16 protein-coding genes are annotated in these 23,050 nt (G+C 47.5%); 9 read left to right on the top strand and 7 right to left on the bottom strand.

Going from position 1 to position 23,050, the window contains the following annotated elements; genetic code table 11:
* Positions 1-38 precede the first annotated feature (38 nt).
* Positions 39-188 carry a hypothetical protein gene (locus QZW47_RS07935; RefSeq protein ID WP_293125837.1) on the bottom strand — a complete coding sequence of 50 codons (150 nt, stop codon included), beginning with the start codon at positions 186-188 and terminating at the stop codon, positions 39-41.
* Positions 189-240: 52 nt separating this feature from the next.
* On the opposite strand from QZW47_RS07935, the gene QZW47_RS07940 reads away from it, so the two are divergent.
* The 4 genes from QZW47_RS07940 to QZW47_RS07955 all read left to right on the top strand — a co-directional run bounded on the left by QZW47_RS07940 (position 241) and on the right by QZW47_RS07955 (position 10,371).
* Positions 241-1,332 carry a hypothetical protein gene (locus tag QZW47_RS07940; protein WP_293125839.1) on the top strand — a complete coding sequence of 364 codons (1,092 nt, stop codon included), beginning with the start codon at positions 241-243 and terminating at the stop codon, positions 1,330-1,332.
* 416 nt (positions 1,333-1,748) lie between these two features.
* Entirely contained in the window at positions 1,749-3,077 is a 1,329-nt protein-coding gene (locus QZW47_RS07945; RefSeq protein ID WP_293125841.1) for a transposase, read from the top strand.
* A gap of 45 nt (positions 3,078-3,122) precedes the next feature.
* The gene (locus QZW47_RS07950; protein WP_293125843.1) at positions 3,123-4,955 is read left to right on the top strand and encodes a DUF3352 domain-containing protein; all 1,833 of its coding nucleotides are present in this window, start codon (positions 3,123-3,125) and stop codon (positions 4,953-4,955) included.
* 1,105 nt (positions 4,956-6,060) lie between these two features.
* Positions 6,061-10,371 carry a CHAT domain-containing protein gene (locus tag QZW47_RS07955; RefSeq protein WP_293125845.1) on the top strand — a complete coding sequence of 1,437 codons (4,311 nt, stop codon included), beginning with the start codon at positions 6,061-6,063 and terminating at the stop codon, positions 10,369-10,371.
* A 6-nt stretch (positions 10,372-10,377) separates the two neighbouring features.
* On the opposite strand, the gene QZW47_RS07960 is transcribed toward QZW47_RS07955, so the two are convergent.
* The 5 genes from QZW47_RS07960 to QZW47_RS07980 all read right to left on the bottom strand — a co-directional run bounded on the left by QZW47_RS07960 (position 10,378) and on the right by QZW47_RS07980 (position 13,590).
* Complete coding sequence (locus tag QZW47_RS07960; RefSeq protein WP_293125847.1) at positions 10,378-10,578, bottom strand: hypothetical protein; 201 nt, start codon at positions 10,576-10,578, stop codon at positions 10,378-10,380.
* Between the two features lie 69 nt (positions 10,579-10,647).
* Entirely contained in the window at positions 10,648-11,241 is a 594-nt protein-coding gene (locus tag QZW47_RS07965) for a DUF2887 domain-containing protein (protein WP_293125849.1), read from the bottom strand.
* Positions 11,204-11,593, bottom strand: a complete 390-nt coding sequence (locus QZW47_RS07970; protein WP_293125851.1) for a DUF2887 domain-containing protein — start codon at positions 11,591-11,593, stop codon at positions 11,204-11,206. Before QZW47_RS07970 ends, QZW47_RS07965 begins: the two co-directional genes overlap by 38 nt.
* A 69-nt stretch (positions 11,594-11,662) precedes the next feature.
* A complete protein-coding gene (locus tag QZW47_RS07975; RefSeq protein WP_293125853.1) occupies positions 11,663-13,111 on the bottom strand; it encodes a hypothetical protein in 1,449 nt (482 codons plus the stop codon).
* 347 nt (positions 13,112-13,458) lie between these two features.
* Positions 13,459-13,590, bottom strand: coding sequence for a hypothetical protein (locus tag QZW47_RS07980; RefSeq protein ID WP_293125855.1), 132 nt, complete (start codon positions 13,588-13,590; stop codon positions 13,459-13,461).
* Between the two features lie 32 nt (positions 13,591-13,622).
* Between QZW47_RS07980 and ccsB the strand changes: the two genes are divergently transcribed.
* The 3 genes from ccsB (at position 13,623) to tilS (ending at position 17,095) form a co-directional block, all read left to right on the top strand.
* On the top strand, positions 13,623-14,693 hold the full coding sequence (gene ccsB, locus QZW47_RS07985) for a c-type cytochrome biogenesis protein CcsB (protein ID WP_293125857.1): 1,071 nt from the start codon (positions 13,623-13,625) through the stop codon (positions 14,691-14,693).
* Positions 14,694-15,236: 543 nt separating this feature from the next.
* Positions 15,237-15,674, top strand: coding sequence for a KGK domain-containing protein (locus tag QZW47_RS07990; protein WP_293125859.1), 438 nt, complete (start codon positions 15,237-15,239; stop codon positions 15,672-15,674).
* A gap of 230 nt (positions 15,675-15,904) precedes the next feature.
* On the top strand, positions 15,905-17,095 hold the full coding sequence (gene tilS / locus QZW47_RS07995) for a tRNA lysidine(34) synthetase TilS (RefSeq protein ID WP_293125861.1): 1,191 nt from the start codon (positions 15,905-15,907) through the stop codon (positions 17,093-17,095).
* A 4-nt stretch (positions 17,096-17,099) separates the two neighbouring features.
* On the opposite strand, the gene hmpF is transcribed toward tilS, so the two are convergent.
* Positions 17,100-18,848 carry a pilus motility taxis protein HmpF gene (gene hmpF, locus QZW47_RS08000; protein WP_293125863.1) on the bottom strand — a complete coding sequence of 583 codons (1,749 nt, stop codon included), beginning with the start codon at positions 18,846-18,848 and terminating at the stop codon, positions 17,100-17,102.
* Positions 18,849-19,322: 474 nt separating this feature from the next.
* Here hmpF and QZW47_RS08005 point away from each other — a divergent pair, with 474 nt between their 5' ends.
* Together QZW47_RS08005 and QZW47_RS08010 are read left to right on the top strand one after the other, a co-directional pair.
* The gene (locus QZW47_RS08005; protein WP_293125865.1) at positions 19,323-20,357 is read left to right on the top strand and encodes a transposase; all 1,035 of its coding nucleotides are present in this window, start codon (positions 19,323-19,325) and stop codon (positions 20,355-20,357) included.
* A gap of 279 nt (positions 20,358-20,636) precedes the next feature.
* Complete coding sequence (locus QZW47_RS08010; RefSeq protein WP_293125867.1) at positions 20,637-21,872, top strand: response regulator; 1,236 nt, start codon at positions 20,637-20,639, stop codon at positions 21,870-21,872.
* Positions 21,873-23,050: the final 1,178 nt, after the last annotated feature.

Genomic DNA, 23,050 nt, shown 5'->3' on the forward strand with positions numbered 1-23,050 from the left:
GACAGTGTAGAACCAGCTCGATAATATCAAATCTGCCATCAGTAAGCTCGATCGGGCTTCAAGGAACCGAAAATTTCATCCTCCCCCACAGTCCCATCCCTCTGTACCACGATCAGCGCCGACTTGTCACTCAGCGCAGCCGCAGCAAGAATCCTGTCCCCGCTCTCTGCTCGCAGACCATTGACCAAAAAATCAAATCTGCTTGTATAATTTAGAATAGTGTGCAGCGCAGAAGCAATTATGGATGAGATCGAGTATGCCAAAGTCTATCAAGAACTGGCGGCAATTCTAAATGAGTTTAAATTGGATTGGGTCGTCCAACAAGTAGCGGATACTGTAGAGATTGGCAAAATAATAGAAGAGCGATCGCTCAAACGAAAAACACCGCTACTGAAGATACAAGATTATACCGCAAAAGAACAGCTTTTGCTGTTAATTCAGGCTGTGGAGCAAGCGACGGTGAACTCTTCGGAAATGGAAGACGAAATTGCTTATTTCTTGAAAGTAGAATCTGAAACCTCTCCCCTAGGTACAAAAATTAGCTTTGCCAATTCAGGTACAGAAGCAGCCCAAACCATCGAGTTTACATCCAGCGTGACAGCCCCGCGCCACAAACAGGCGATCGCCCTCAAGCAACTGCTGGAAAAACTGCCCTCCGGGCCCAGCAACTACGCCATCAACTCCGAAATTAAAAGCAAATTAAAAAGCTCGATCGACCCAGATTTCAACAAAGCGGGAGAACAAGCAAGCATTTTTGACGCTTACCTATTCACCATCCTGCTCAAAGCAGTTGCTAATGAAGGTGGTACTGTTTATTACAACAATGTCGTAGACGACGAAACACCAAGATATCTAACATTTAGAAAAACCGCGGGAAAAATTCACGGAAATGCACATCCATACACTCATGCTGTGGTGGAATTTCCCAACAAACCCGCCCTCGAAATTCACCTCGGAGTAAAAGTCCAAGGTAGAGCCGGAGTTCTGCACAACTGCAACCTGTTAATTTTGTACCAAAAAGAAGCAAATATCTGCCGTTTGCTCGAACGCGAGCCGCGACACTCGCAGGTAATTTTAGCAGTAAAATCCGAGCACTGTACCTCCGAACTCCAACTAGAAACGGCCGGGGCTTTTATCGGATTAGCGTCAGATATTCGCTACGAAGGAGGCAGCTATTTCATCTCTAATAGTTACTCGCAACCCGCAGCCAAACTGCTAACTACCGCTCGCAAAAAATGGGAACTCAACATTTTTCCAAGAGCCACGAACAATGTTCACCGGCTAATGTACTCATTTCAAACTATATTTAAAGACTTTCAGGCGAGAAACTGATTCAACTAATTACTCAGACTTGCATTGCCTCCATCGGAAAATTATCGAAAGATTATCTGCGTTAATTTTCCCTACATCTGCGGTTGAACGATGCTCAAAAATTGATGCAATTCAATCCGGCTGCACGGGTGTCAACTTGAAACCGAAACCCTGCAAAACCCTCGCTGACAGCGAGGAGTATCGCTCCCGTTGGCATCTTTCTTAAACACGGGGGCGCAATCATCTAAATTCTGTGGCGCATCCCCCGGGAGCGCCGCAGAATTTAGGCGATCGCAGACTCAAACATTATGCGGGTATTAGATTTGACGTATTGTAAAACTTCATTGAGTTTATAAGCAATTATAAACAATAATGGTATTATATTGTTGTGAGTGTTGAACAAGGAATACGCATAGCCCAAAAAACGCAAGTCTCAAATGCAACTAACAGAGAGGCACATCATTAAATCAACGGAACACCGTTTCGCCCAAATAGACGAACTAGCTTTCAAGTCCAAAAACCTCTACAATGCAGCCAATTACGTCATTCGTCAGAGCTTTATTTATGGATGGGGTTATGTCAATTACAACGAAATGAACCGATTGATGAAGTCTCACGAAGCATATAAGGCTTTGCCTGCTAAAGTAAGTCAGCAAATCTTGATGGTGCTAGACAAGAATTGGAAATCGTTTTTTGAAGCCGTTAAAGCTTACAAAGTTGATTCTTCAAAATTCACGGGTCGCCCAAAATTGCCAAAGTACAAAGATAAGACTAAAGGGCGAAATCTTCTCGTCTACACGATTCAAGCAATTAGCAGCAAACAGTTGAAGAAAGGAATCATTAAACTTTCGGGTACAGAACTTTTAATTAAAACCCAAGTCAATCCCCACCAGGTTTGCCAAATTAGGCTGGTTCCGAAATGTGATTCCTATGTAATTGAGGTAATTTATGATGCTTGTACTGAGCGTAGTCGAAGTGAACCGGAGTCCACCCTTGGCAACGCTAATTCTGTAGCTAGTATTGATTTAGGACTAGATAACTTGGTGGCGTTAACTTCAAATCAGCCGGGTTTTACCCCGATCCTGATTAACGGGCGACCACTGAAATCTATCAATCAGTTTTATAACAAACGCTCTTCACAATTACAATCTCAATTAAAAGGAAGTCGAAAAACTTCGCCCCGCATTCAGCGCTTAACTCGCTGGATCAATCAGAAAGTTGACAATTACTTACATCATGCTAGCCGTCTAATTATTAACCTTTTGCTCACCAAGCAGATTGGGACGCTAGTAATTGGCAAGAACGCGCAGTGGAAAACAGAAATTGATCTAGGGAAGCAAACCAATCAAAACTTTGTTAATATTCCTCACTCTCGATTAATTGAAATGTTGGAGTACAAAGCTCGGTTGGCTGGAATCAATGTAATTGTGCAGGAAGAATCCTACACATCCCGCTCCAGTTTTTTAGGTTTAGACCCCATTCCTGTTTATGGAAAAACCGAAAAAGAGCCTGTGTTTACTGGTAAGCGGATTAAGCGGGGTTTGTACAAAACATCGGTTGGTCAGCTAATTAATTCCGATGTGAATGCAGCGTACAATATCCTCAGAAAAGCAATCCCAAATGCGTTCAGCAATGGGATAGGGAGCTGCGTAGTTCAGCCGAGGCGGGTTAATCCGCTCAAAGTAAAACGGAAAGGGGAGGGACTTAACGCCTCCCATGTCATTGCAATAAATGACTATAGTTTTACCAGCTATCTGCTACATTAGCCAAGAATCATCTATCATGTTGCGAGCACCCGAACCTTACGAATAATGTTTAAGAAAGATAAATCTTCCCTGCTGTTTACGATCGGAGCCGCCACACTTTTGATCGGTTTAGGCTTTCTCACCTACTCGATCGTCATTTCCCGCGGCCCAGCCAAAGATTTGCCGCCAGGAGCAACCGTCGTGCCCCAAGATGCGATGATGGCGCTATCCATCAGCACCGATGAATCGCAGTGGAAAAAACTCCAAGAATTTGGTACGCCCGAGTCAAAAGCTTCGTTTGAAAGATTTTTAAGCGAAATGCGCGATCGCCTGCTGACAAACAACGGTTACGCCTACGCACAAGACATTCAGCCGTGGGTGGGGAATACCGCAATGGTGGCCTTCCTGCGAAACAAAATAGCCATACCAGTCCCCCCAACAGCACCCAACGCGCCCCCGCGTCCGCCAATTCAACAGTCAGTCGCAATTATCCTGCCAATTGCCAACCCGATCAAAGCCAAAGAATTATTAGCAAAACCCAGACCCCTCAACCAAGGAAAAATGGTTGAGCGCAATTACAAAGGAGTGCAAGTTACAGAAACTCAAGGCGTACCCGATCGCAATTTCTCAGTCGCGGTACTCGGCACCAACTATCTAGCAGTCACCACAGATCCCAGCGCCACAGACAGAATCATCGACACCTACAAAGGCGAACCATCTCTCGCTAAAACCCCTGGCTATGGAGACGCCATCCAACAAATAAAAAATTCCGGCGCCTTCGGTCAAATCTACGTCAACATCCCCGTTGCCGCTGCCTATACAGCCGCCAACTCATCCCGAGAAATTTCGGCCCAAAACCTCGAAAAACTGCAACAAAATCAAGGATTTGCCACCACAGCGACGCTGGATGCAGAAGGAATTGAATTCAAATCAATCTCTTGGCTAAAACCAGACTCTAGCATTCGTATAGCAGTAGAAAACAACGCTCTCAAAATGGCTAACCGCCTGCCCAGCAATACAATCATGATGGTCTCCGGTGGCAACTTGCAGCGTCTGTGGCAAGACTACGTATCTGGAGCCGATACCAACCCCCTTTCCCCGATCAATCCCCAAGTTTTGCGGACTGGTTTAAAATCCACTACCGGATTAGATTTAGACAAAGACGTAATCAACTGGATGGCGGGAGAATTTTCTGTATCGTTAATACCTGCTCCGGCGCAGAATCCTAAAGACAAATATGCTGCTGGATTTGTATTTATGGTAGAAACAAACAACCGCAGCGCAGCCAACAAAACCCTGAAACAGCTTGATGAAACGATGAAAACCAAAGGGTTTAGAGTTGAGGACATTCAACTCGGCGGTCAACCTGCAACTAAATGGACATCGCCCTTCGGAGGAATTACGGTAACTCGCGGTTGGATCAACGATGTGGCGTTTATTACAGTAGGAGCTCCGGTGGTTGACTCGATCGTTCCGGCGCCGAAAAGTCCGCTATTAAGCAGCGAATTTTTCCAAAAAACTGTACGATCGCAACTTAAACCCCACAACGGCAATTTCTTCATCGACACCGAGACTGCGTTTAACCCGAAAAACCTAGCTTTACCGGAGTTTCCTCCCAACCAAAAAATCTGGATCGATGCCATGCGCTCGATCGGCATTACAGCAGCAGTCATTGGCGATCGTACCACCCGCTACGACGCTTTTGTCGGTCTCAAAAAATCCGACCAATCCACTCCTGCACCCAATCCCTTACCCAGCAGCCCTGCATCACCCAGCAGCCCTGCATCACCCAGCAGCTCTGCATCACCCAGCAGTGCTGCATCACCCAGCAGCTCTGCATCACCCAGCAGTGCTGCATCACCCAGTCCCTCGCCCAGCGTCCAAAATTCTCCAAATTAACTCTTAAATCATTCCACAAATCCGCCGCGACAACCCATTAAACAGCAACACCGCGCGATCGATTAAAACCTAAAAGCAGCCGCTCCAAACCGACAATAGCCGATCGGGCTGTTAGAGGAAAATTGAGCCGGATTTAAGTAGTTTTACTTCACTCTCACACCAAGAAACCGAAAAACCCGGTTGTTTAAAAAACCGGGTTTCTGAACCCTCTAAAAATTTGACTTAGAGGCCAAGGAATCAAGAAGTTCGACTTTCGCTGCACTATCAGCGATTTAACGGATAGAAAGAAGATTTTTCTGCTAGCCCATAGTCGATGGAAAAGTGTGATCCAAGAACAGGACTTATAGCCTTTATGAATTTTTGTGGCGCAGGCGAGCAATTCGCGATCGGATCGCCTGCGGCTGTTAGCTCGGGAAATTATCTACCTTAATTTGCGTCTATCTACCTTAATCTGCGATTTGCCGATCGCTCAAAAATTTAGGCAACAATTCTACCGATTACCTTGCAATTTCCCACCCTAGCTCATATTGCCCAGATTCTGCCACAGGCACACAAACCTTCACAACCAAGTTTTTTTTACTTGAGTTTTTGACTGCAACTAAGTATTGTCGTTCAAAACCGAATTTCTTAATACCTTAAAAATTTTACTTACTTTTTATTGTCATAATTTTCAAGGCATACAATTGTAGAGAATGATTGTTTTTTTGTATAAAATGAAACCCTAAATTTGGGCGAATTTTTTCAGTCAGCATGGGAAGCAACAACGCCGATTTTTCAATAGCCATAATTCGTTGCAACGCAAATCTCAATAATAATTAAACAACTAGGTTGATCGACCTCGGAGTGCATTTGTGAGGGAGAGCCCTTTTTTATGTCATGCGGAATATACAGCTTTTAGCCAAGGTCAGTTATATTGAGATTGGGGAGAAGATGCGCCAGGGGGAATTGCATATGCGGTGGCCATTTTTACTCATTTAGCCGTCAACAAACTTTCGGTCAGCAAGCCAGTTGCTTCATAAATATAGCGTCTTTAACCAAAGTTTCTCTACGAACAGGCGTTGGGAACAGAACCCTGTAACTTATAAATTTTACACTTTAAAAAGCTATGAAAACCGCCCAAAATATGCAAAGTCACGCTAAACCCCTGTCTCTATCAAGAATCAGCAAACTCGTACTTTCTCTGCAATTAGCCTTAATAAATCTTTACTTTTTGCAAGCAAAAGCCGCAGCTCAAACCATCGTGCCGGCGGCGGACGGAACGGGTACAACAGTAACTCCTGCATCGCCAACGGTAACTCCAGCAGGGCAAACTCGTTTAGACATTCAAGGCGGACAATTATCGAGCGATCGCCAAAATCTTTTCCATAGTTTTACACAATTCGGCTTATCGCCAAATCAGATTGCTAACTTTATCTCAAACCCGAACATTCGCAATATTTTAGTGCGCGTCGGGGGCGGTAGTCCCTCGATTATTAACGGCTTAATTCAAGTAACAGGTGGCAATTCTAACTTGTTTCTGATGAATCCATCCGGTATTATATTTGGCAACAGTGCCAGCTTAAACGTGCCTGCTTCTTTCACTGCAACCACCGCCACCGCTATTGGATTAGGTTCTAACTCGTTTAATGCTACAGGTACTAATACCTACACATCTCTGACGGGCACGCCCAATTCCTTTACATTTGGAGCCGATCGAGCCGCAGCAATTATCAGCACGGCAGACTTAGCAGTCAAGTCAGGGCAGAACTTAACCTTAATCGGCGGTACCGTTGTCAGCACCGGTAATCTGGCGGCCCCAGGCGGTCGAATTACGGTAGCATCAGTCATCGGCAAAAATTTAGTGCGGATCGCCCCAGAAAACAGCCTGCTGAATTTGGAAATCAAACCGCTCTCAGCAACATCCGGCACAGCATTGCCGATCGCATCATTGCCAGAATTGCTCACAGGAATCGGTCAAGCAAACGCTACAGGCATCAGCGTCAACGCTAGCGGTGAAGTGGTACTCACGCCGTCCAACAGAGCAATAGGGGCGGGAGACGTAGCACTAAAAGGTGCCAGCGGTGGGGCGATCGAAATTCAAGCAGCCAACAGCATTGCAGCCAGCGGAAACCTTCTAAGTACCCCAAGCAACTCAATACGCGGATCGATCGGGCTGCAAGCTAGCGGCGACATTAGCACCGCAGCTATCGATGCGAGTTCCACCACCGCAGCAGGCGGCAATATCAGCGTCACCAGCCGTACAGGAAAAGTAGAAACAGGCAACATCAACACAGGCTCTAGCGACAAAACCGGCAAAGCCGGAGACGTTAGCATAGCAGCACCCTCAAGCAGCATTCAAACAGGCTTCATAGAAGCCAACTCCGCAGAAAAACAAGGCGGCGAAGTCACCCTCAAAGCCAGCAACGACATCGAAGTCACCCGTATCAACACCGAAGGCGGAACAGCCGGAGGAGATATTAACATTACAGCCGGCCGTTATTTCCGAGCCACAGGCACTTTCAGCAACAATAGCAACTGCTTGGCCCCAGCTTCTTGCAGCATTTCTGCCGCCGCGACTATTAGCGCTAACGGTGGAGATATCGCCATTAGCCACGGCGGCCAACAAGCATCGAATAGTCTTTTCAGCGTCGGGCGCGACTATAACAGACTCAACGGTACTGCTGGCAGCATTTCGACTGGGGGCCCGAAGAAGGAAAATACGATCGCATACGGACTTTATTCCAACCCCGGCCCTCAAATAGTAGAACCGACGGAAATTAGGATTACGGGTTCTTCAGGCTCGCCCGCACCAACACCAGCGCCAACACCGGCGCCAACACCGGCACCAACACCGGCACCAACACCCGCGCCAACACCCGCACCAACACCCGCCCCAACACCAGCGCCTGCACCAGCGCCAACACCCGCACCAACACCCGCCCCAACACCAGCGCCTGCACCAGCGCCTGCACCAGCGCCTGCACCAACACCCGTAGTTGCACCCGCACCAACACCAGCGCCTGCACCAGCGCCAGCGCCTGCACCAGCGCCTGCACCAGCGCCTGCACCAACACCAGCACCAACACCCGCACCAACACCCGTAGTTGCACCAACTACCCGGCCAACACTCGTAGTTGCACCGACTCCCCGGCCAACACCAGCGCCAGCGCCTGCACCAGCACCAACACCAGCGCCTGCACCCGCGCCTGCACCCGCGCCTGCACCCGCGCCTGCACCCGCGCCTGCACCAGCACCAACACCAGCACCAGCACCAGCACCAGCACCAGCACCAGCACCAGCACCAGCACCAGCACCAACACCAGCACCAACACCAGCACCAGCACCGATCTCAAATTTGCCCGCAGCGCCAACACCGACAATTATTGAAAATCCGGCGCCAGTATTGAATTTGCCCGCAGCAATAGCACCGACAATCGTTCAAAATCCCGTGCCGGTATTGAATTTGCCCGCAGCAATAGCACCGACAATCGTTCAAAATCCGTCGCCGATCTCAAATTTGCCCGCAGCAATAGCACCGACAATCGTTCAAAATCCCGCGCCGATCTCAAATTTGCCCGCAGCAATAGCACCGACAATCGTTCAAAATCCGTCGCCAATATTGAATTTGCCGCCAGCAATAGCACCGACAATCGTTCAAAATCCGTCGCCAATATTGAATTTGCCGCCAGCAATAGCACCGACAATCATTGAAAATCCCGCGCCGATCTCAAATTTGCCCGCAGCAATAGCACCGACAATCGTTCAAAATCCGTCGCCGATCTCAAATTTGCCCGCAGCAATAGCACCGACAATCGTTCAAAATCCGTCGCCGGTATTGAATTTGCCCGCAGCAATAGCACCGACAATCGTTCAAAATCCCGTGCCGGTATTGAATTTGCCCGCAGCAATAGCACCGACAATCGTTCAAAATGCCGCACCGACAATTACTCAAATTGTCCCTCCACCCGCCCCAATCAATCTCGCACCGATACCCACAGCGGAATTCCCACCGTCGCTCTCGGCCACCGAGCTGCCGAGCACAAATCCTTTATTTTCCGCCAGCTTGCAACAGCAAAACCAGATATCTAATTCGTTGCAGCAGCGCAATTCACCTCCGGTATCTCCGGATATTCAGGCTTCCAACTTACCAAGCAACTCTAACGCGGTTATTTTTCAGGTAGAAAACAGATTTACCAGCGAGTTTGTTGATTATCTAGGTTTGCCGCCCACAAATACGATCGCCACCCTAGCAGATACTCAAAATACCCTTCGCAGCGTCCAACAAGCCACAGGTATCAAACCAGCTCTCGTTTATATGAGTTTTTCACCCAGAGGTTCTACACTCGATCGGCCTTATAACAGTTCGCCGCTGTTGCGTGTAGAACAGCAAATTCAAGGCTCTGACGAACTGGAACTAATGGTGATCACCCCCGAAGGTGTTCCTGTTCGCCAGCGCATCTCTGGAACTTCTCGCCTCCAGGTAATGGAAGCTGTTCGGAGATTTCGTAACGAACTGACTAATCCGGTAAAGCGCAATACCACAAGCTATTTGCCGTTAGCCCAGCAGCTCTACCAGTGGCTGGTAGCCCCGCTGGAAGCAGAGCTGCAAGCCAAAGGCATTCAGAATTTATCTTTTATCTCGGATCTGGGGTTGCGATCGATTCCGATGGCCGCCCTGCACGACGGTAAAGGCTTTCTGATAGAGCGTTACAGCGTCGGCTCGATGCCGAGTCTGAGTTTGACAGATACCAGCCCCACCAATTTCAAAAATACCCAAGTTCTGGCAATGGGGGCGTCGCAATTTCCCGAGATGAGTCCTTTACCTGCGGTGGAAATAGAAGTATCCGCAATCACCCCGCAGCGGTGGCCCGGAAAGTCTTTCTTGAACCAAGCTTTCACTCTGGCAAATTTGAAATCGCAGCGCCAGCAGCAGCCATTTGGCATGATTCACTTGGCTACTCACGCCGAATTTCGATCAGGAGATCCGAGCCAATCTTTTATTCAATTGTGGGATAGTAGATTGCGTCTAGATCAGTTGCGCCAAATGGGATGGGGCAGCCCCCAAGTTGAGCTGTTGGTTTTGAGCGCTTGCAGGACTGCTGTGGGCGATCGACAGGCGGAGTTAGGCTTTGGCGGTTTAGCCGTGCAAGCCGGGGTTAAATCCGCTCTAGCAACTCTTTGGTATGTCAGCGACGAAGGCAGTTTGGGATTGATGGCGGAGTTTTACGGGCACTTGAAAAATGCTCCGATTAAAACAGAAGCCGTGCGGCAAGCTCAATTAGCGATGTTGCGCCAAGAGGTGCAGGTTGAAGGGGGAATGTTGCGGACTTCTGTGGGTGATGTGCCGCTACCTGCGGAAATCACAAAGACGGGGACTCGGAATTTTTCTCATCCCTATTATTGGGCGGCTTTTAGAATGATTGGCAATCCTTGGTAATCAGATTTATTTTAGTCGATCGACTGTTTGACTGTGCGAGCGATCGACGGCATTGGGGAATACTATAATTAATCGCAGTGTAGATTGAGCTTTCAGCGATCGTTTCATACCAGATATCGCAACGCCATAATTTTTCTCGATCCCGTCATACCCCAGAGCTGGCATCACAGGATTGGGCGTTGCGATATCTGGCAATGATTTCTCCATCAACAGCGCCCTTCTTCCTGAGCTTCGAGATCGAACCGAGTTTCCTCAAGCGTAATCCCTAAAATCGCTTCAATCTTCCTGTGGCAAATTCTCCAGCCAAACCTCTAAATCTGCGATCGACTGAAAATCTAGCAATTCCTCTGCTAAAGTTTCAATTTGCTCGATCGACAAATCAGCAAGTTTGGTAGTCACAGATTCCGGCAAACTTCCCACTTGCTGATTTAACAGACGACGATTTAACTGACGTAAAATCAAGGCTCTTCCTTCTTGTTCGCGGCCTTGCACAATGCCTTGTTCGCGGCCTTGCACAATGCCTTGCACAATGCCTTGTTCAATGCCTTGCTCAATACCTTGCTCAATGCCTTCTTCCTTAGCTTCCCGATAAAACCGAGTTTCCTCAAGCGTAATCCCTAACATCGCTTCTGCCTCCCTTCGGTTCAAATTTGTAAACTTGTAAACCAGTATCGTCGTCAGCATCTCTATTATGGCGCGACTCGCCGCTTCAGATTCCTCTCGCTGCGATCGCGCCAACAACAATCGCGCCGCGGAGGGCGTACTCGCCTCGTCGATAGTCGTCAAAGCCATCAGCGCCACTCCCAGCGGCAACTGTTCGATCGCACCCAACTCATCCAAATATACCCGATGCACCTGATTGCTGTTCAAGAGCGATCGCTCTTGGATGCGTTTCTGATTGCTCAGTCGATCGTGTAGGATAAATTACCACCGCTTGCCAATCAGTAAACCACTGGCGATTGCGATAAAAATACAAAAACGACTCGCCAAACAAACGCTCGTACAGCAAGTCATCCCGCTGAAACTGCACCTCACAAAAATAGACAACTCCCGGCTCAGCATCCGGCGGCAAAAACACCCCATCAATTTCAAACTTCGGTTCCTTCACAGCAACCGAGTCAAATCGATACAGTTGTGCATTCAATGGTGACTCGGACAGTAGCTCAAACAGCAGCGTTGGAGCTTCTTGAAATAACTTGTAAAAGATTGAATCTCGACGCATTAACCGCTTCTAAAAACTTAGGTAAACCTAGGTATAAACTTCTGCGGTGTAAGTTTAAGCAAATCTTCTCTAGTGCGCGAACGCTTCCCCGCAGACTTCTTTGGGGTTGACCAGAAAACTCCAGTTAGAAACGGTATAATAATCGTGTCTACGAGCTATTTTACCGGATTGCTTAGTCTTGTTATTTAATTGGGCCCATTGACCCCATACGTGCTTGTTCGAGTTCACCTCGACATAGGCGGTTATGGAGTCTGGGAGTTTTTCACCTAATCTCATGCCTCTACGAGCAATCACTAAAGCAGCCGCTTCATCGCTAGCAAGCCCGTACATTCTCAAATACTTGAACAAGCCAATAATACTTGTAAATGCAGGATTGACTGTAATTAGTTCAATACCACGGTTAGCAAGAATAGCATTTAGTTGCTTGTAGAATTCATTGTACGCCCAACTTGAGAGCATTCTAGAATACTTTCTGCTGGCTTCACCTAAGCGCTGCTTCTTGTCCGAGAAGTCTAATTCCTCACAAACAATCGGACACTGAAATGTTGTCGCCAAAACTGCCAACTGAAGACAAGTATCAACGATTTGAGCCTGCTGTACACCATTAGGTAAACCAATCTGTAAGGGGATTTTACCTTTAGCCTTTAAATTGCCATCGGTATCAGTATAAGCCCAACCAATTGAACCGGGGTTCATGTCAATCCCAATGCAGCCGTAAGCTCTATCAAAAGACTGGGACTCAACAGGGCTTGGCGTAAAAGATACCGCTACTTTCCATTTACCTTCTTTCTTGAATAGATGCCAAGTCTTTGCACCGCAAGTCGGTAAGCGATTAATATTACGGTCAAAATTACCAATCTCGGCTGAAACATTTTTGCCGAAACTCCCTTCAAGACAAGCTGGAACTCGAATCTTTAAGATAGAGCCGTTCCATTGCGCGATACCATTCCCCAGTGTTTCGTCCTTAGAACCCACAAGAAAGACTTGATTGTGAGGTACGAATACCTTGATTTGTGATACCTTCAGCGTGGCTAGCTTGTTTTGAACAAGGAAAAGTTTGCGCTTTTTGTTGTGAATCTGAAATCGTAAGTTTTGCCAATTAGTTTCCTTGTACTTGAGCGAACAAGACAAAGGGAAATTGCAACCTACTCTGCTACCTAGCCAATTTTTTTTTGAGTAGAATTTGTTCGCCACTTTAAGTTTTTTCTCTGCCTTACCTAACCAAATTTCAATCGACTTCGCCTTACCCGTCAATGTTTTGATATGCAATGAGCGATGCAATGCAGCACCGTCAACTTTGCCCTTTGAGTAAGTGATAACGCCATTTGCGTGACGCTTGTTGATGGAGTAGGTTGCTTGAAGGTGGGTATTCCATTTCGACTTATTGAACTCGGTAAAGGTCAACAACTGATTGACTGTCTCAATCGCAGCAAGTCTAAAGATAGGAGCAAATGCGGTCAAAAACATTTCCATCTGACTGAAGCCTAAAGCATTCAGTTCCGACTCTGGAGTGGACAATCCTTTGACGTAGGTTAGGGATGGCACTGATTCGACCTCTCAATGTAATCATATCTGTACATCTTACAGGTACCGACTGATTCTATTTTTCCGTTTTTTCCCAACACCTGATAGTGTCAACGCTGACTGCTTTCAATTGGGCCAATTCCCCAATAATGATCAGTCTGTCCATGCCGTGCCGAGAATTCTTCCTCTAAATCATAGGTAAATCTAGGTATTTTGGCAACAGTCTGAAGCCCAACATCTCATCTAGCGCACCCAACTCATCCAAAATCCGCAAGCCAGAATCAACAAACGTGAGTCATTGACCGGTAGACAGTCGTGCGGTAGATCAATAGTAGCTTTTTTTATGCGCCCACAGGATCGTAGCCCGATCGCCCCCGCACCTCCACCAGCGCCAAAAACTCAGAATTGCCACAAAAATTCAAAATCCCAAACCCAAAACTGCCTAACCCCAGTACGATCGATCTAGTTAGCAAAAATAAGTAAAAACACTACCGGAGTAAATTATATGGATCTGGTCGTACTCCAGAATTGGCTGGACAACATCTCCTTCGCCGTCTTGTTCGCAACAATGCTCGTTTACTGGGTTGGCGCAGCATTCCCCGGCATCCCCTACCTATCCGCCCTAGGAAGCGCAGGAATGGCCGTCGCCAACCTCTCCATCGCCGCCCTACTCGGTTCCCGATGGATAGAAGCAGGCTACTTCCCCTTAAGCAACCTCTACGAATCTTTATTTTTCTTAGTTTGGGGAATCACCGCCATCCACCTAGTCGCGGAAAACATGAGCCGTTCCCGCCTAGTCGGAGTAGCCACATCCCCCGTAGCAATGGCAATATCCGCCTTTGCCGCCCTGACTCTACCCGACACCATGCAAGCGGCCGAGCCCTTAGTACCAGCCCTCAAATCCAACTGGCTGATGATGCACGTTAGCGTGATGATGCTCAGTTACTCAACTTTAATGGTAGGAGCCCTGCTGGCGATCGCATTTTTAATCGTCACCCGCGGTCAAAAAATCGAACTCACAGGTAGTTCCTTCGGTACAAACGGCAACCGCAACGTCAACTACCGCATCCAACGCGGTCAAAACCCCGAATCTCAAACCCTCGAAACAGTTACCGACAGCACCTTAGCCTTCAACGAACCCTCATTCAACTCCAACAATAACGGTTTAGCCACCACCGCAGTGCTGGAATTAGCAACAGTTCAAACCTCATCAACCGCGCCGACAGAAACCGCAGAACTTCTCTCGCCCCAGCGCTTGAATCTAGCAGAAACTCTTGATAATATAAGCTATCGCATCATCGGTTTAGGATTCCCCTTACTAACTGTTGGAATTATTGCCGGTGCCGTTTGGGCTAACGAAGCTTGGGGTTCGTACTGGAGTTGGGACCCGAAAGAAACTTGGGCACTGATTACCTGGTTAGTATTTGCAGCCTACCTGCACGCCCGCATCACTCGCGGCTGGCAGGGAAGACGCCCCGCAATTTTAGCCGCCACAGGTTTTGTAGTAGTTTGGATTTGCTATTTAGGCGTCAATCTGTTAGGCAAAGGTTTACATTCCTACGGTTGGTTTTTCTAATTTTTTAGCCACCAATCAGCCACAGAAAAACAGCCTATCTCAAACAATAGGGATTAATATCGTCTCCGGTTGTAGGGTGAAAAATTCCATCCATCAGTGTCAAAATCGCTTAAAACCTTTTGTATCTATCGTTTATTGCCTAGTCTCGATCGCCCTTTCAATCCCCTTCCCAAGGGGCGCTAGCGGGAATCGAAACCAAGCTATAAGCGAAAAATACATAGCCTTTCTCGAAAAAATCGGGTATGTCTGGTAATGGGTAATGGGTAATGGGTAGTGGGTAATGAATAATTGGCACGACACCATCTGCGGCACGAGCCAAGCTTTTTATTGATTGCCTTTTTCCCCATTACCCATTACCCCAAACGTCCGCCAATATTTCATAGAAATGCTATAAACAAACGTTTTTAGGCAATGTCAACACCAATGCGATGCCACCTTATAAAACAATCGAGACTGAAAATTTTACTTTCCTCGAACATCTTCCGGACATCCCTTAAATCCGCTACACAATCCACTGCCGAACTTCCTTTCTAGATTAAAAAAATGACAATCGACATTGACGACTCGCAAATATTTCTCAAAGAAGACGATGTTTTGTCTGCTCCTAGCAGCGCTTTGATGTATCAATGTACATTCAAAGTCAGCGAATTTATGACAATTATGCAGTCAAGAATACTAGAACAAAACTTATTTTTAGATGGCATGGATTGCGAGGTATTAAGTGCCGGGAAAGATTGGACAAAAGGCAAACTTAGGATGCGTTTGGAGTTTTACCCGATCGCAAATGAGGTAAAAGAACAAAAAGCCCTTCCCGCTGCCCCGGAACCATCAGACACCGCCGAAAACAGCGTCGTAGATAGCTCAGACGAAACCGATCGAGACGAGCAAGTAGATATCAGCGACTCAGTACAAGCAAGTAGTGACTTTAGTGTTTATAGATATTCAGACAACCACCCCCAGAGTCGAGGAATGTGGAGCTAAGCTGCTGCTTCCGCCAGAGGGAAAGGGGAGCATCTGGGTTTTGCATTTAATAGCGATCTCCCCACTCGCTTGCTGTGTAAAGCTTTCCTGTGCGAGGAGAGCGCTGTAAAGAAATATCCGGTGTTGCAAAGCACGAGATGCTCCCAATTACTTTCGGAGTCAGCTAACAACTGGCAACTCTTCGACTTCGCTCAGCGCAAGCTGCCAACAATCAACTGCCAACTGCTGTAATGCCTGAATCTTCCAATTGGACGCACCTCCACGCTCAACTGCACCGGACGCTGCTGCAACGACAAATATTGCCCTCAAATCAGCGATTGTTAGTAGCAGTATCCGGCGGGCAAGATTCTCTATGCGCGCTCAAATTATTGCTCGATTTGCAGCCAAAATGGGGGTGGAATCTAGCCATTGTTCACTGCGATCACGGCTGGCGTTCAGATTCACAATCTAATGCAAATCATGTAGAAAATTTAGCTAAAAATTGGGGAATATCCTATTATTTGCAAACAGCCTCGGACATCCTGAAAACTGAAGCAGCCGCCAGACAGTGGCGGTATCAAGCTTTAATCGAAATTGCGATCGCCCACAACTACCCCTACATTGTGACAGGCCACACAGCCAGCGATCGCGCCGAAACACTTCTCTACAACCTAATTCGCGGTAGCGGCGCCGATGGACTTTCCGCCCTGACTTGGACGCGGCCCCTGTTCGATTTTCGATTGCCGATTTTAGATTTTCGATTGGGGAATTCCGACGCAAATCATAACTCCCAAATGTCTGCTGATTTTCGATTGGGGAATTCCGACGCAAATCATAACTCCCAAATATCGGCTAATTTTCGATCGGACAATCTCGATCAAAATCCAAAATCTAAAATCCAAAATCTAAAATCTAAAATCTACTTGGTTCGTCCCTTGCTGGAAATAACCCGATCGCAAACAGGTCAATTTTGTCAAGACCAAAAACTACCTATTTGGGAAGATTCCACCAATCAAGATTTGCAATATGCCCGCAACCGAATTCGATCGCAATTATTGCCATATTTAGAAACTCATTTCAATCCAAAAGCGCAACAAGCCCTGGCTCAAACAGCCGAACTCCTGCGCGCCGACGTAGAATATCTCGAACTTGCAGCTACCGAATTGCTACAGCGAGCAATCTCTCCAATTGCAGACAACGAGCAGGTGAAAATTCAACTTCCCGTCAAGCTAAATCGCCAGACTTTGCGAGACGCACCCCTAGCATTGCAACGGCGCGCAATGCGGCAGGTATTGCAGCGAATATTGCCCTGTGCGCCGAGTTTTGAACACGTAGAAAAACTCACCAGCTTAATTGCAGCAGCCAACCGATCGCAAACCGATCCTTTTCCTGGAGGAGCGATCGCCAGAGTTGAAAATCCTTGGATCGCGATCGGCATTTAATCATTTAAGCACCGGGCAGAAAACTCGAAAGAGCTTGCCGCAAATCGGAAACTAGGCTATCTTGCTGCTGTCCAGTTTCTTGCACGCGATCGAGTTCTCCCCCCACCGCTTCCAGCTTTTGGCGCAGCCCGCTCAAATTGTCCTGTACCGGTTGCAACATTTCTTGATAAACATTCACCCGGCCCCAGAGTTCAGCCACAGCACCTTTCTGGTTGAACAAATTCTGCTGTAACTGCTTAAGTTCATTGCGTTTTGCTTCATTTTCCCGATTTTGACGGTTGACATTTCCCTCAATTTGAGATATTGCCTCCTGCACCTGCTGAATTTCGGTTTCCAGCCGTTGCAAATTTTGGCTTTGCTGCTGGCGTTGAGTATTGAGCTGTGCAACGATCGGCCCCAAATCAATATCTCCGGGCTCTGTTTTTTGAGGATTAGCAGTACCCAAGCGACGCCACAGCACCCCCTGATGCTGCTTCAAAACACTTTCCCGTTCCTGCAAGCGGAGGCGCTGTCCTACCAAAGTTTCATTCAACATCTGATAACTTTCGAGTTCATCAGCCATTTCATTTTCCAAAGCCATGCGATCGTACTCGCTAGCAGCTTGAATTTTGGCTTGAAGTTCCTCGATAGTCTCCTGTTGGAGAGTCAACTCTTCCTCTTGATCGTTAACAAACCGGAACACCTTTTCCAAATCCTGTTGCAGGTGTTGCACCAGCCCTTGCAACTCGTCAACCGGCATCTTCTCCAGAGCAGACACATCTACTAACTGTTCCGTAGCTCCAGCACCCGAACCAGACGCCAGCCCGGAGATTTGCTGGTACATATTCTCAACAGACTTCACCTGCAAAGACATAGACTGAGCCTGCTCCTGCTTAGCGCTGAGGGTACATTGGTTCCCTTTGAGTTCCGCGCGAGCTTGCGCCAAAGCATCTTGGGATTGATACCACTCCTGCCAGCGACTTTGAAGGCTCTGATTTTGTCGATCAACCTCTTCTTGCTGTTGCTGAGCGTTTGCCCGTTTTTGCTCCAACTGCTGCCAGTGCAAATCCAGAATTGCCTGCTGAGATCCCACAACACCAAAAGACTGATTCAGTTGTTCTCGAACTCCTTGGGCCGCAGAAATTGCTCCTCCCAGCTTGTTCATCAACTCCTGAATCCGGATCGCCTGTTGCTCGTCAACAACCGCTCCCTGAGGAGCTTGAGACTGCTGGGCCGCCACCTGCTGCTGTTCGCCCCGCAACTGTTCCCAAGCCATCTCCATTTCTGTGCGACTGCGATCGACCTCATCTCGCAGTCGGTTAGCTTCATCTCGAGTGTTTTCAATTTCCGATCGCTGAGCCTCAAGTCGCTCCAGCTCGTCTTCCATTTGAGCCAACTGCTCTTCGCGGGCTTGCATTTCCATTTCCCGGCGATTGAGCTCCTGACTCGAAAACGTCAGAGAAGCCTTCCACTGTTCAATTTCCTCTTCCTTATCCTTAAACTTGTCCTGCAAGCGCGAGAAATTTTGCAGAATGCTCACCAACTGGCGGGCCGCCTCCTGAATCCGCTGCACTTGCTTGTTAGAGCTCAACTCCACCAGCACTAGGGTGCCGTCGTTAAACTTATTAGCTTCCTCAACTGGAATCGCGTCATCGCCCGGTACGGCGGCCCAATTGTGTTCGCCTCGCTGACAAGCTAGCAGTTTCAGTTCAGCCTTACCGCCACCGAGACCAAAGCCGCTTCTCTGTTTTTGTACTTCCGCTAGATACAGCACACTAATAGTCCTCTATGAAGGTGTCGTTTGCCCGATCCGGGGATAGCATGATTTCCCAACTGTGTTCAGCACTCACGCACAGCAGTGCCTTGCTAGCAGGCTCCTGAAAGCACTGCCGCCGCCCGGTTTTTGGACCCAGCTTGGGAGCAGTCTCGATGCCGCTTGATTCAAGACTAGCAAAACTGCGGTTCGAGCCGATCGCCCAAAACCGAAAAAGGTCAGTCAGTCAAAAACTTTCTTTTGATTGTATCAGGCTTTCGTTGCGGGTCGATCGCGACCTCTTGCCTGATACAACCCAAATCCTGCGCCATCCTGAGGCGGACTAGGGATTGGAACCGCGCTGCCTTAGAATAGGGTAATGAGCCGAGAACCGGGCGCCAGTCCCAGCGCGATCGGCACTTAGAGGCAAAAGGCAGCAGTTTTAACCGCCCTGAATAAATACATACTTGTTTATTCAATCCCTATAATCAACGTATGCAAACACTAACCTACGAGTACAAATTAGACCCGACGCCGGAACAGTCACCAGATGATGAAAAATCGCTTGAGATTTGTCTGGCGGCCTACAACTATACCTTGCCAAAACGCAAGGAAGGAGTCAATTCTCGTCAGTGTAGTGTCAATAGTGGCAGTTTAAAGCAGGAATATATTTTGCCTGTGGGGGCACCTAGACGTACTTTCTACACTCAATGCAAGTCGCTGGCTCGCGCCAAAGAAACTAATCGAAACCTCAAGATTGCACGTACTCATGTACTGCCGCAGGTTCTCACAAGCCTTGAAGCGTTATTATTTGTAGCAATGTGCGATCAAGGTCGCGGTTGGTCTCTGTTCGATCGGCAGATAGACTCATTTGTATCTGCCCAATTGAACAAAGTGTCAGTCAAACCAGAGAGGGTAAACATACCTAAAATATGCCCGCTCAAGATGCGTTTATCTCACCCCTTGCCGTTGGGCGGCTTCGTCAGGCAAGTTAGGGTAGCAAAACAGGCAAATGGATTCTCTGTCAAGCTTGCACCGCAAGCACCAGTAGAAATTCCTCAATCCATGGCATATAGTTGTGGAGTTGGCATGGATTTAGGAATGCAGCATTTTCTGGCAACCTGTGGCGGCCAATTAATTGCTAGACCTCGGTTCTTTGTGCGGCGACAGTGCAAGCTGAAATTGCTGCAACGTCAATTAAAGCACCAGACTAGAGGTTTTAGAGAATTGCAACGGCTCCAACGCAGAATTGCTCTTCATCACGAATTCATCTGGAACGCTCAAAAGGACTTTCATTTTAAAACCACTCATCACTTGTGCGACAGCGCTGGAATGATATTTGGTCTTAATTTAAATTTCCAAGCAATGTCAGCCGGAATGTTGTGCAAACATACCCTTGATGCTGGGTTTGAACAGTTTGTGAATATCTTGGCTCATCGGTGTTTCAATCCAGATGTCTGTGAAGCAAAAGTAGATGCCAACAGCACAAGCAAAACTTGTCGCTATTTTCAAACTCGTACAAGTCAATAAAGCGTTGTCCGAACCAGTCCACAAGTGTCAAACTGGCGGCGGTTATGAAATTAATCGAGATGTAGCAGTCGCGCCAGCATGACACCGCGTGGATATTCAACAGTCGGGCACACCGCACTGAAGCTCTCTGGAGGCTAAAGTCAGTGGACTCCCATAGATTCAAGCATCCCCTGCTTTCGCGCATGGGGAGTGTCAAGAAAACTACAGTCAATCTTGGCGCCAGCACACAGTCTTTCCGAGCTCAGACGCCAACGGTTTTAAAGAGGACACTTTAGCTGCATGCAGGGAAATTTGAGTGAAATAGACATCCGCAGCATCCTGCAATTAATCGAGTTAGGTCAGCGCACCGGAGAACTGTTCGTAGAGGCCTACAACTCCACCAGCAGCACGGGCAGTCAACCTAGCCAGCGCTCCCTTGCAGGACAATCCTGGTATGTCTTCTGCTTCAACGGTCAGATTATTTACGCTACCCAGAGTGCGGGCAGTTTGTTTCGCTTGCGCGACTACCTGCGCCGCTACAAAGCAGATAGCGCCCTCGACAAAATCCAAGTTCCCTATATGGCATCTACCAATGCCCCAGAATATGGCTACCTGTGGGCCCTGCTAGAAAACCACGTTCTCACCCCAGCTCAAGGGCGGAACATTATCCACAGCATGATCCATGAAACCCTATTTGACTTGCTCAGTCTCCACCAGGGTTCCTTCACTTTTGAAATGGGCCCGGCTTTGGCTCCTCAACTGACCAGCTTAGAAATTAGCTCGTTGCTGGCGAAGATTGTCAAACAAGTGCAGCAGTGGAAGCAGTTTCACCCTCACATTCAGTCACCCAATCAATGCCCGGTGATTTCCGATCCCGCCGAGTTGCGAGCCGCACTGCCGATCAATACCTTTAATACTCTCAAACGCTGGGCCGACGGCCACACTTCTATCCGCCAAATGGCGCGCTACCTCAACCGAGACGTGCTGAGTGTGGCTAAGGCGATTTACCCCTTTGTGCAGCAGGGATTGGTGCAACTATTTTACGAGCCTTCTGTGGCTCCGGGAAACGACAGAACAGGATGGTCGTCTCCTGAAACCAAGGTCAAGAGAGTTGTCTGCATTGATGATGACAACATGATTCGCAAAACAGTTGAGTCAATTTTAAACGAACAGGGTTACGAAGCTACAGCGATCGGCAACCCTCTCGAAGCTTTGAGTTTGGTTTTTAAACTCAAACCCGACTTAATTCTCTGCGATATAGCCATGCCCGAACTTGACGGCTACGAAGTTTGCGCCATGCTGCGAAATTCTAGCGCCTTCCGGCAGACGCCGATCGTCATGCTGACGGGTATCGACGGATTTATCGATCGCGTTAAAGCCCGGATGGCCGGAGCCACAGACTTCTACACCAAGCCTTTCGGCGAAAGCGAGTTATTAATGCTGGTAGAAAAATATGTAGGCCCGGGCTACCCTCGGGCGCATCTATCGGCAAAATTATTAAGCCGATCGCTAGAAGATGAATTAGAGTCAAATTGAGGTGCTGCCATTTTGCACATATCCAGATTCTGGGCTTGATTAATCAACTTGGCGATCGTCAGGATGGCTCCCTCGATATTAGCTGTCATTGCTACCAAATCCCAATCAAAAATGCTATAAAATCATCCCAAACTGGCAATCCAAAGTTCTGGCACTCAACATTTTATTGATGGCTGTTCCACAAAATAATGATTTTTGGCTACTGCCATTTCCTCTGACAATCGTTATGTTGCCTAATACCTTGCTGCACTATTCCATCAACACGCGAAACTGATACCGATACCCATCCTTAAAAGATGAGGCTAGCCAATGATTCAGCACTATATTTTTTCGGATCGAATCTTGTCTATTATACCTTATCACCAAAAAATGGTACAGTCTTGCTGAGAGTTTGAGGAATATGTTATGAACGCAAGCTACCTAAAAATAATTGATTTCACAGCAAACGAGTTAAGCATTATTTTTTCGTACTATCTAACTATAACTCAATACAGTTCACTTAAGATAGCCCTTCGAGAGGAACGAAGCAATCTCCGTATCTATAGCGGTTCTCACTCTCCATGAGGTATAGCAGATTCTGCGATCGGGTTGAGAGCACTAGCGAGAGTTTTTACGTCCATAAACCTGAAAAAACCTATAGGCACAACCAATGACCAATTACCACAGGACTTACACACGGGTGGTCAGAAACCGGGTTTTTTACGACAAGACGCGTTACAGCCCGCAGATTCGGTAAAAAACCCGGTTTCTTGGCTCGAAGCGCGTCAGTCATGTACCAATTACCAATTACCAATTACCAATTACCAATTATGTTCCAGTTCCTCATCTTTCTGAGAAAGGTGATATTTTTCATATAATTTTACCATCAGGGCGGTCTTAAGTCAACAGTATTAGGATATAAGCCAATACGGTTTACTTAAGATAGTCCCAAGAGAGGAACGCTCTTCGAAGCGATCTTTTATGAAAGCAATCGCAATGTCTATTTATCATCGGTTTTCCCTGTTGTTATTTCTTAAGTGAACTGTATTGGGATATAAGCTTTAATATTAGACAGGGTTATGTAGATGAAAATCCCTGTCGCTTGCTATACGGATTGAGAGTGGCAGCCAAACAAATCAAAGGTGACGCAAAAACACCGTTGTTAAAAATTAAATGCCGATATCGCCATCTCGACTGAT

This window comes from Microcoleus sp. bin38.metabat.b11b12b14.051, assembly GCF_013299165.1.
Classification (GTDB): Bacteria; Cyanobacteriota; Cyanobacteriia; order Cyanobacteriales; family Microcoleaceae; genus Microcoleus.

Excerpts from the sequence above, each read along its gene's own strand:
- QZW47_RS08005 (WP_293125865.1), top strand. The coding sequence starts at position 19,323 with ATGCAAACACTAACCTACGAGTACAAATTAGACCCGACGCCGGAACAG.
- ccsB (WP_293125857.1), top strand. The coding sequence starts at position 13,623 with ATGGATCTGGTCGTACTCCAGAATTGGCTGGACAACATCTCCTTCGCC.
- QZW47_RS07990 (WP_293125859.1), top strand. The coding sequence starts at position 15,237 with ATGACAATCGACATTGACGACTCGCAAATATTTCTCAAAGAAGACGAT.
- QZW47_RS08010 (WP_293125867.1), top strand. The coding sequence starts at position 20,637 with ATGCAGGGAAATTTGAGTGAAATAGACATCCGCAGCATCCTGCAATTA.
- QZW47_RS07940 (WP_293125839.1), top strand. The coding sequence starts at position 241 with ATGGATGAGATCGAGTATGCCAAAGTCTATCAAGAACTGGCGGCAATT.
- tilS (WP_293125861.1), top strand. The coding sequence starts at position 15,905 with ATGCCTGAATCTTCCAATTGGACGCACCTCCACGCTCAACTGCACCGG.
- QZW47_RS07945 (WP_293125841.1), top strand. The coding sequence starts at position 1,749 with ATGCAACTAACAGAGAGGCACATCATTAAATCAACGGAACACCGTTTC.
- QZW47_RS07955 (WP_293125845.1), top strand. The coding sequence starts at position 6,061 with ATGAAAACCGCCCAAAATATGCAAAGTCACGCTAAACCCCTGTCTCTA.
- QZW47_RS07970 (WP_293125851.1), bottom strand. The coding sequence starts at position 11,593 with ATGCGTCGAGATTCAATCTTTTACAAGTTATTTCAAGAAGCTCCAACG.
- QZW47_RS07960 (WP_293125847.1), bottom strand. The coding sequence starts at position 10,578 with ATGGAGAAATCATTGCCAGATATCGCAACGCCCAATCCTGTGATGCCA.
- QZW47_RS07950 (WP_293125843.1), top strand. The coding sequence starts at position 3,123 with ATGTTTAAGAAAGATAAATCTTCCCTGCTGTTTACGATCGGAGCCGCC.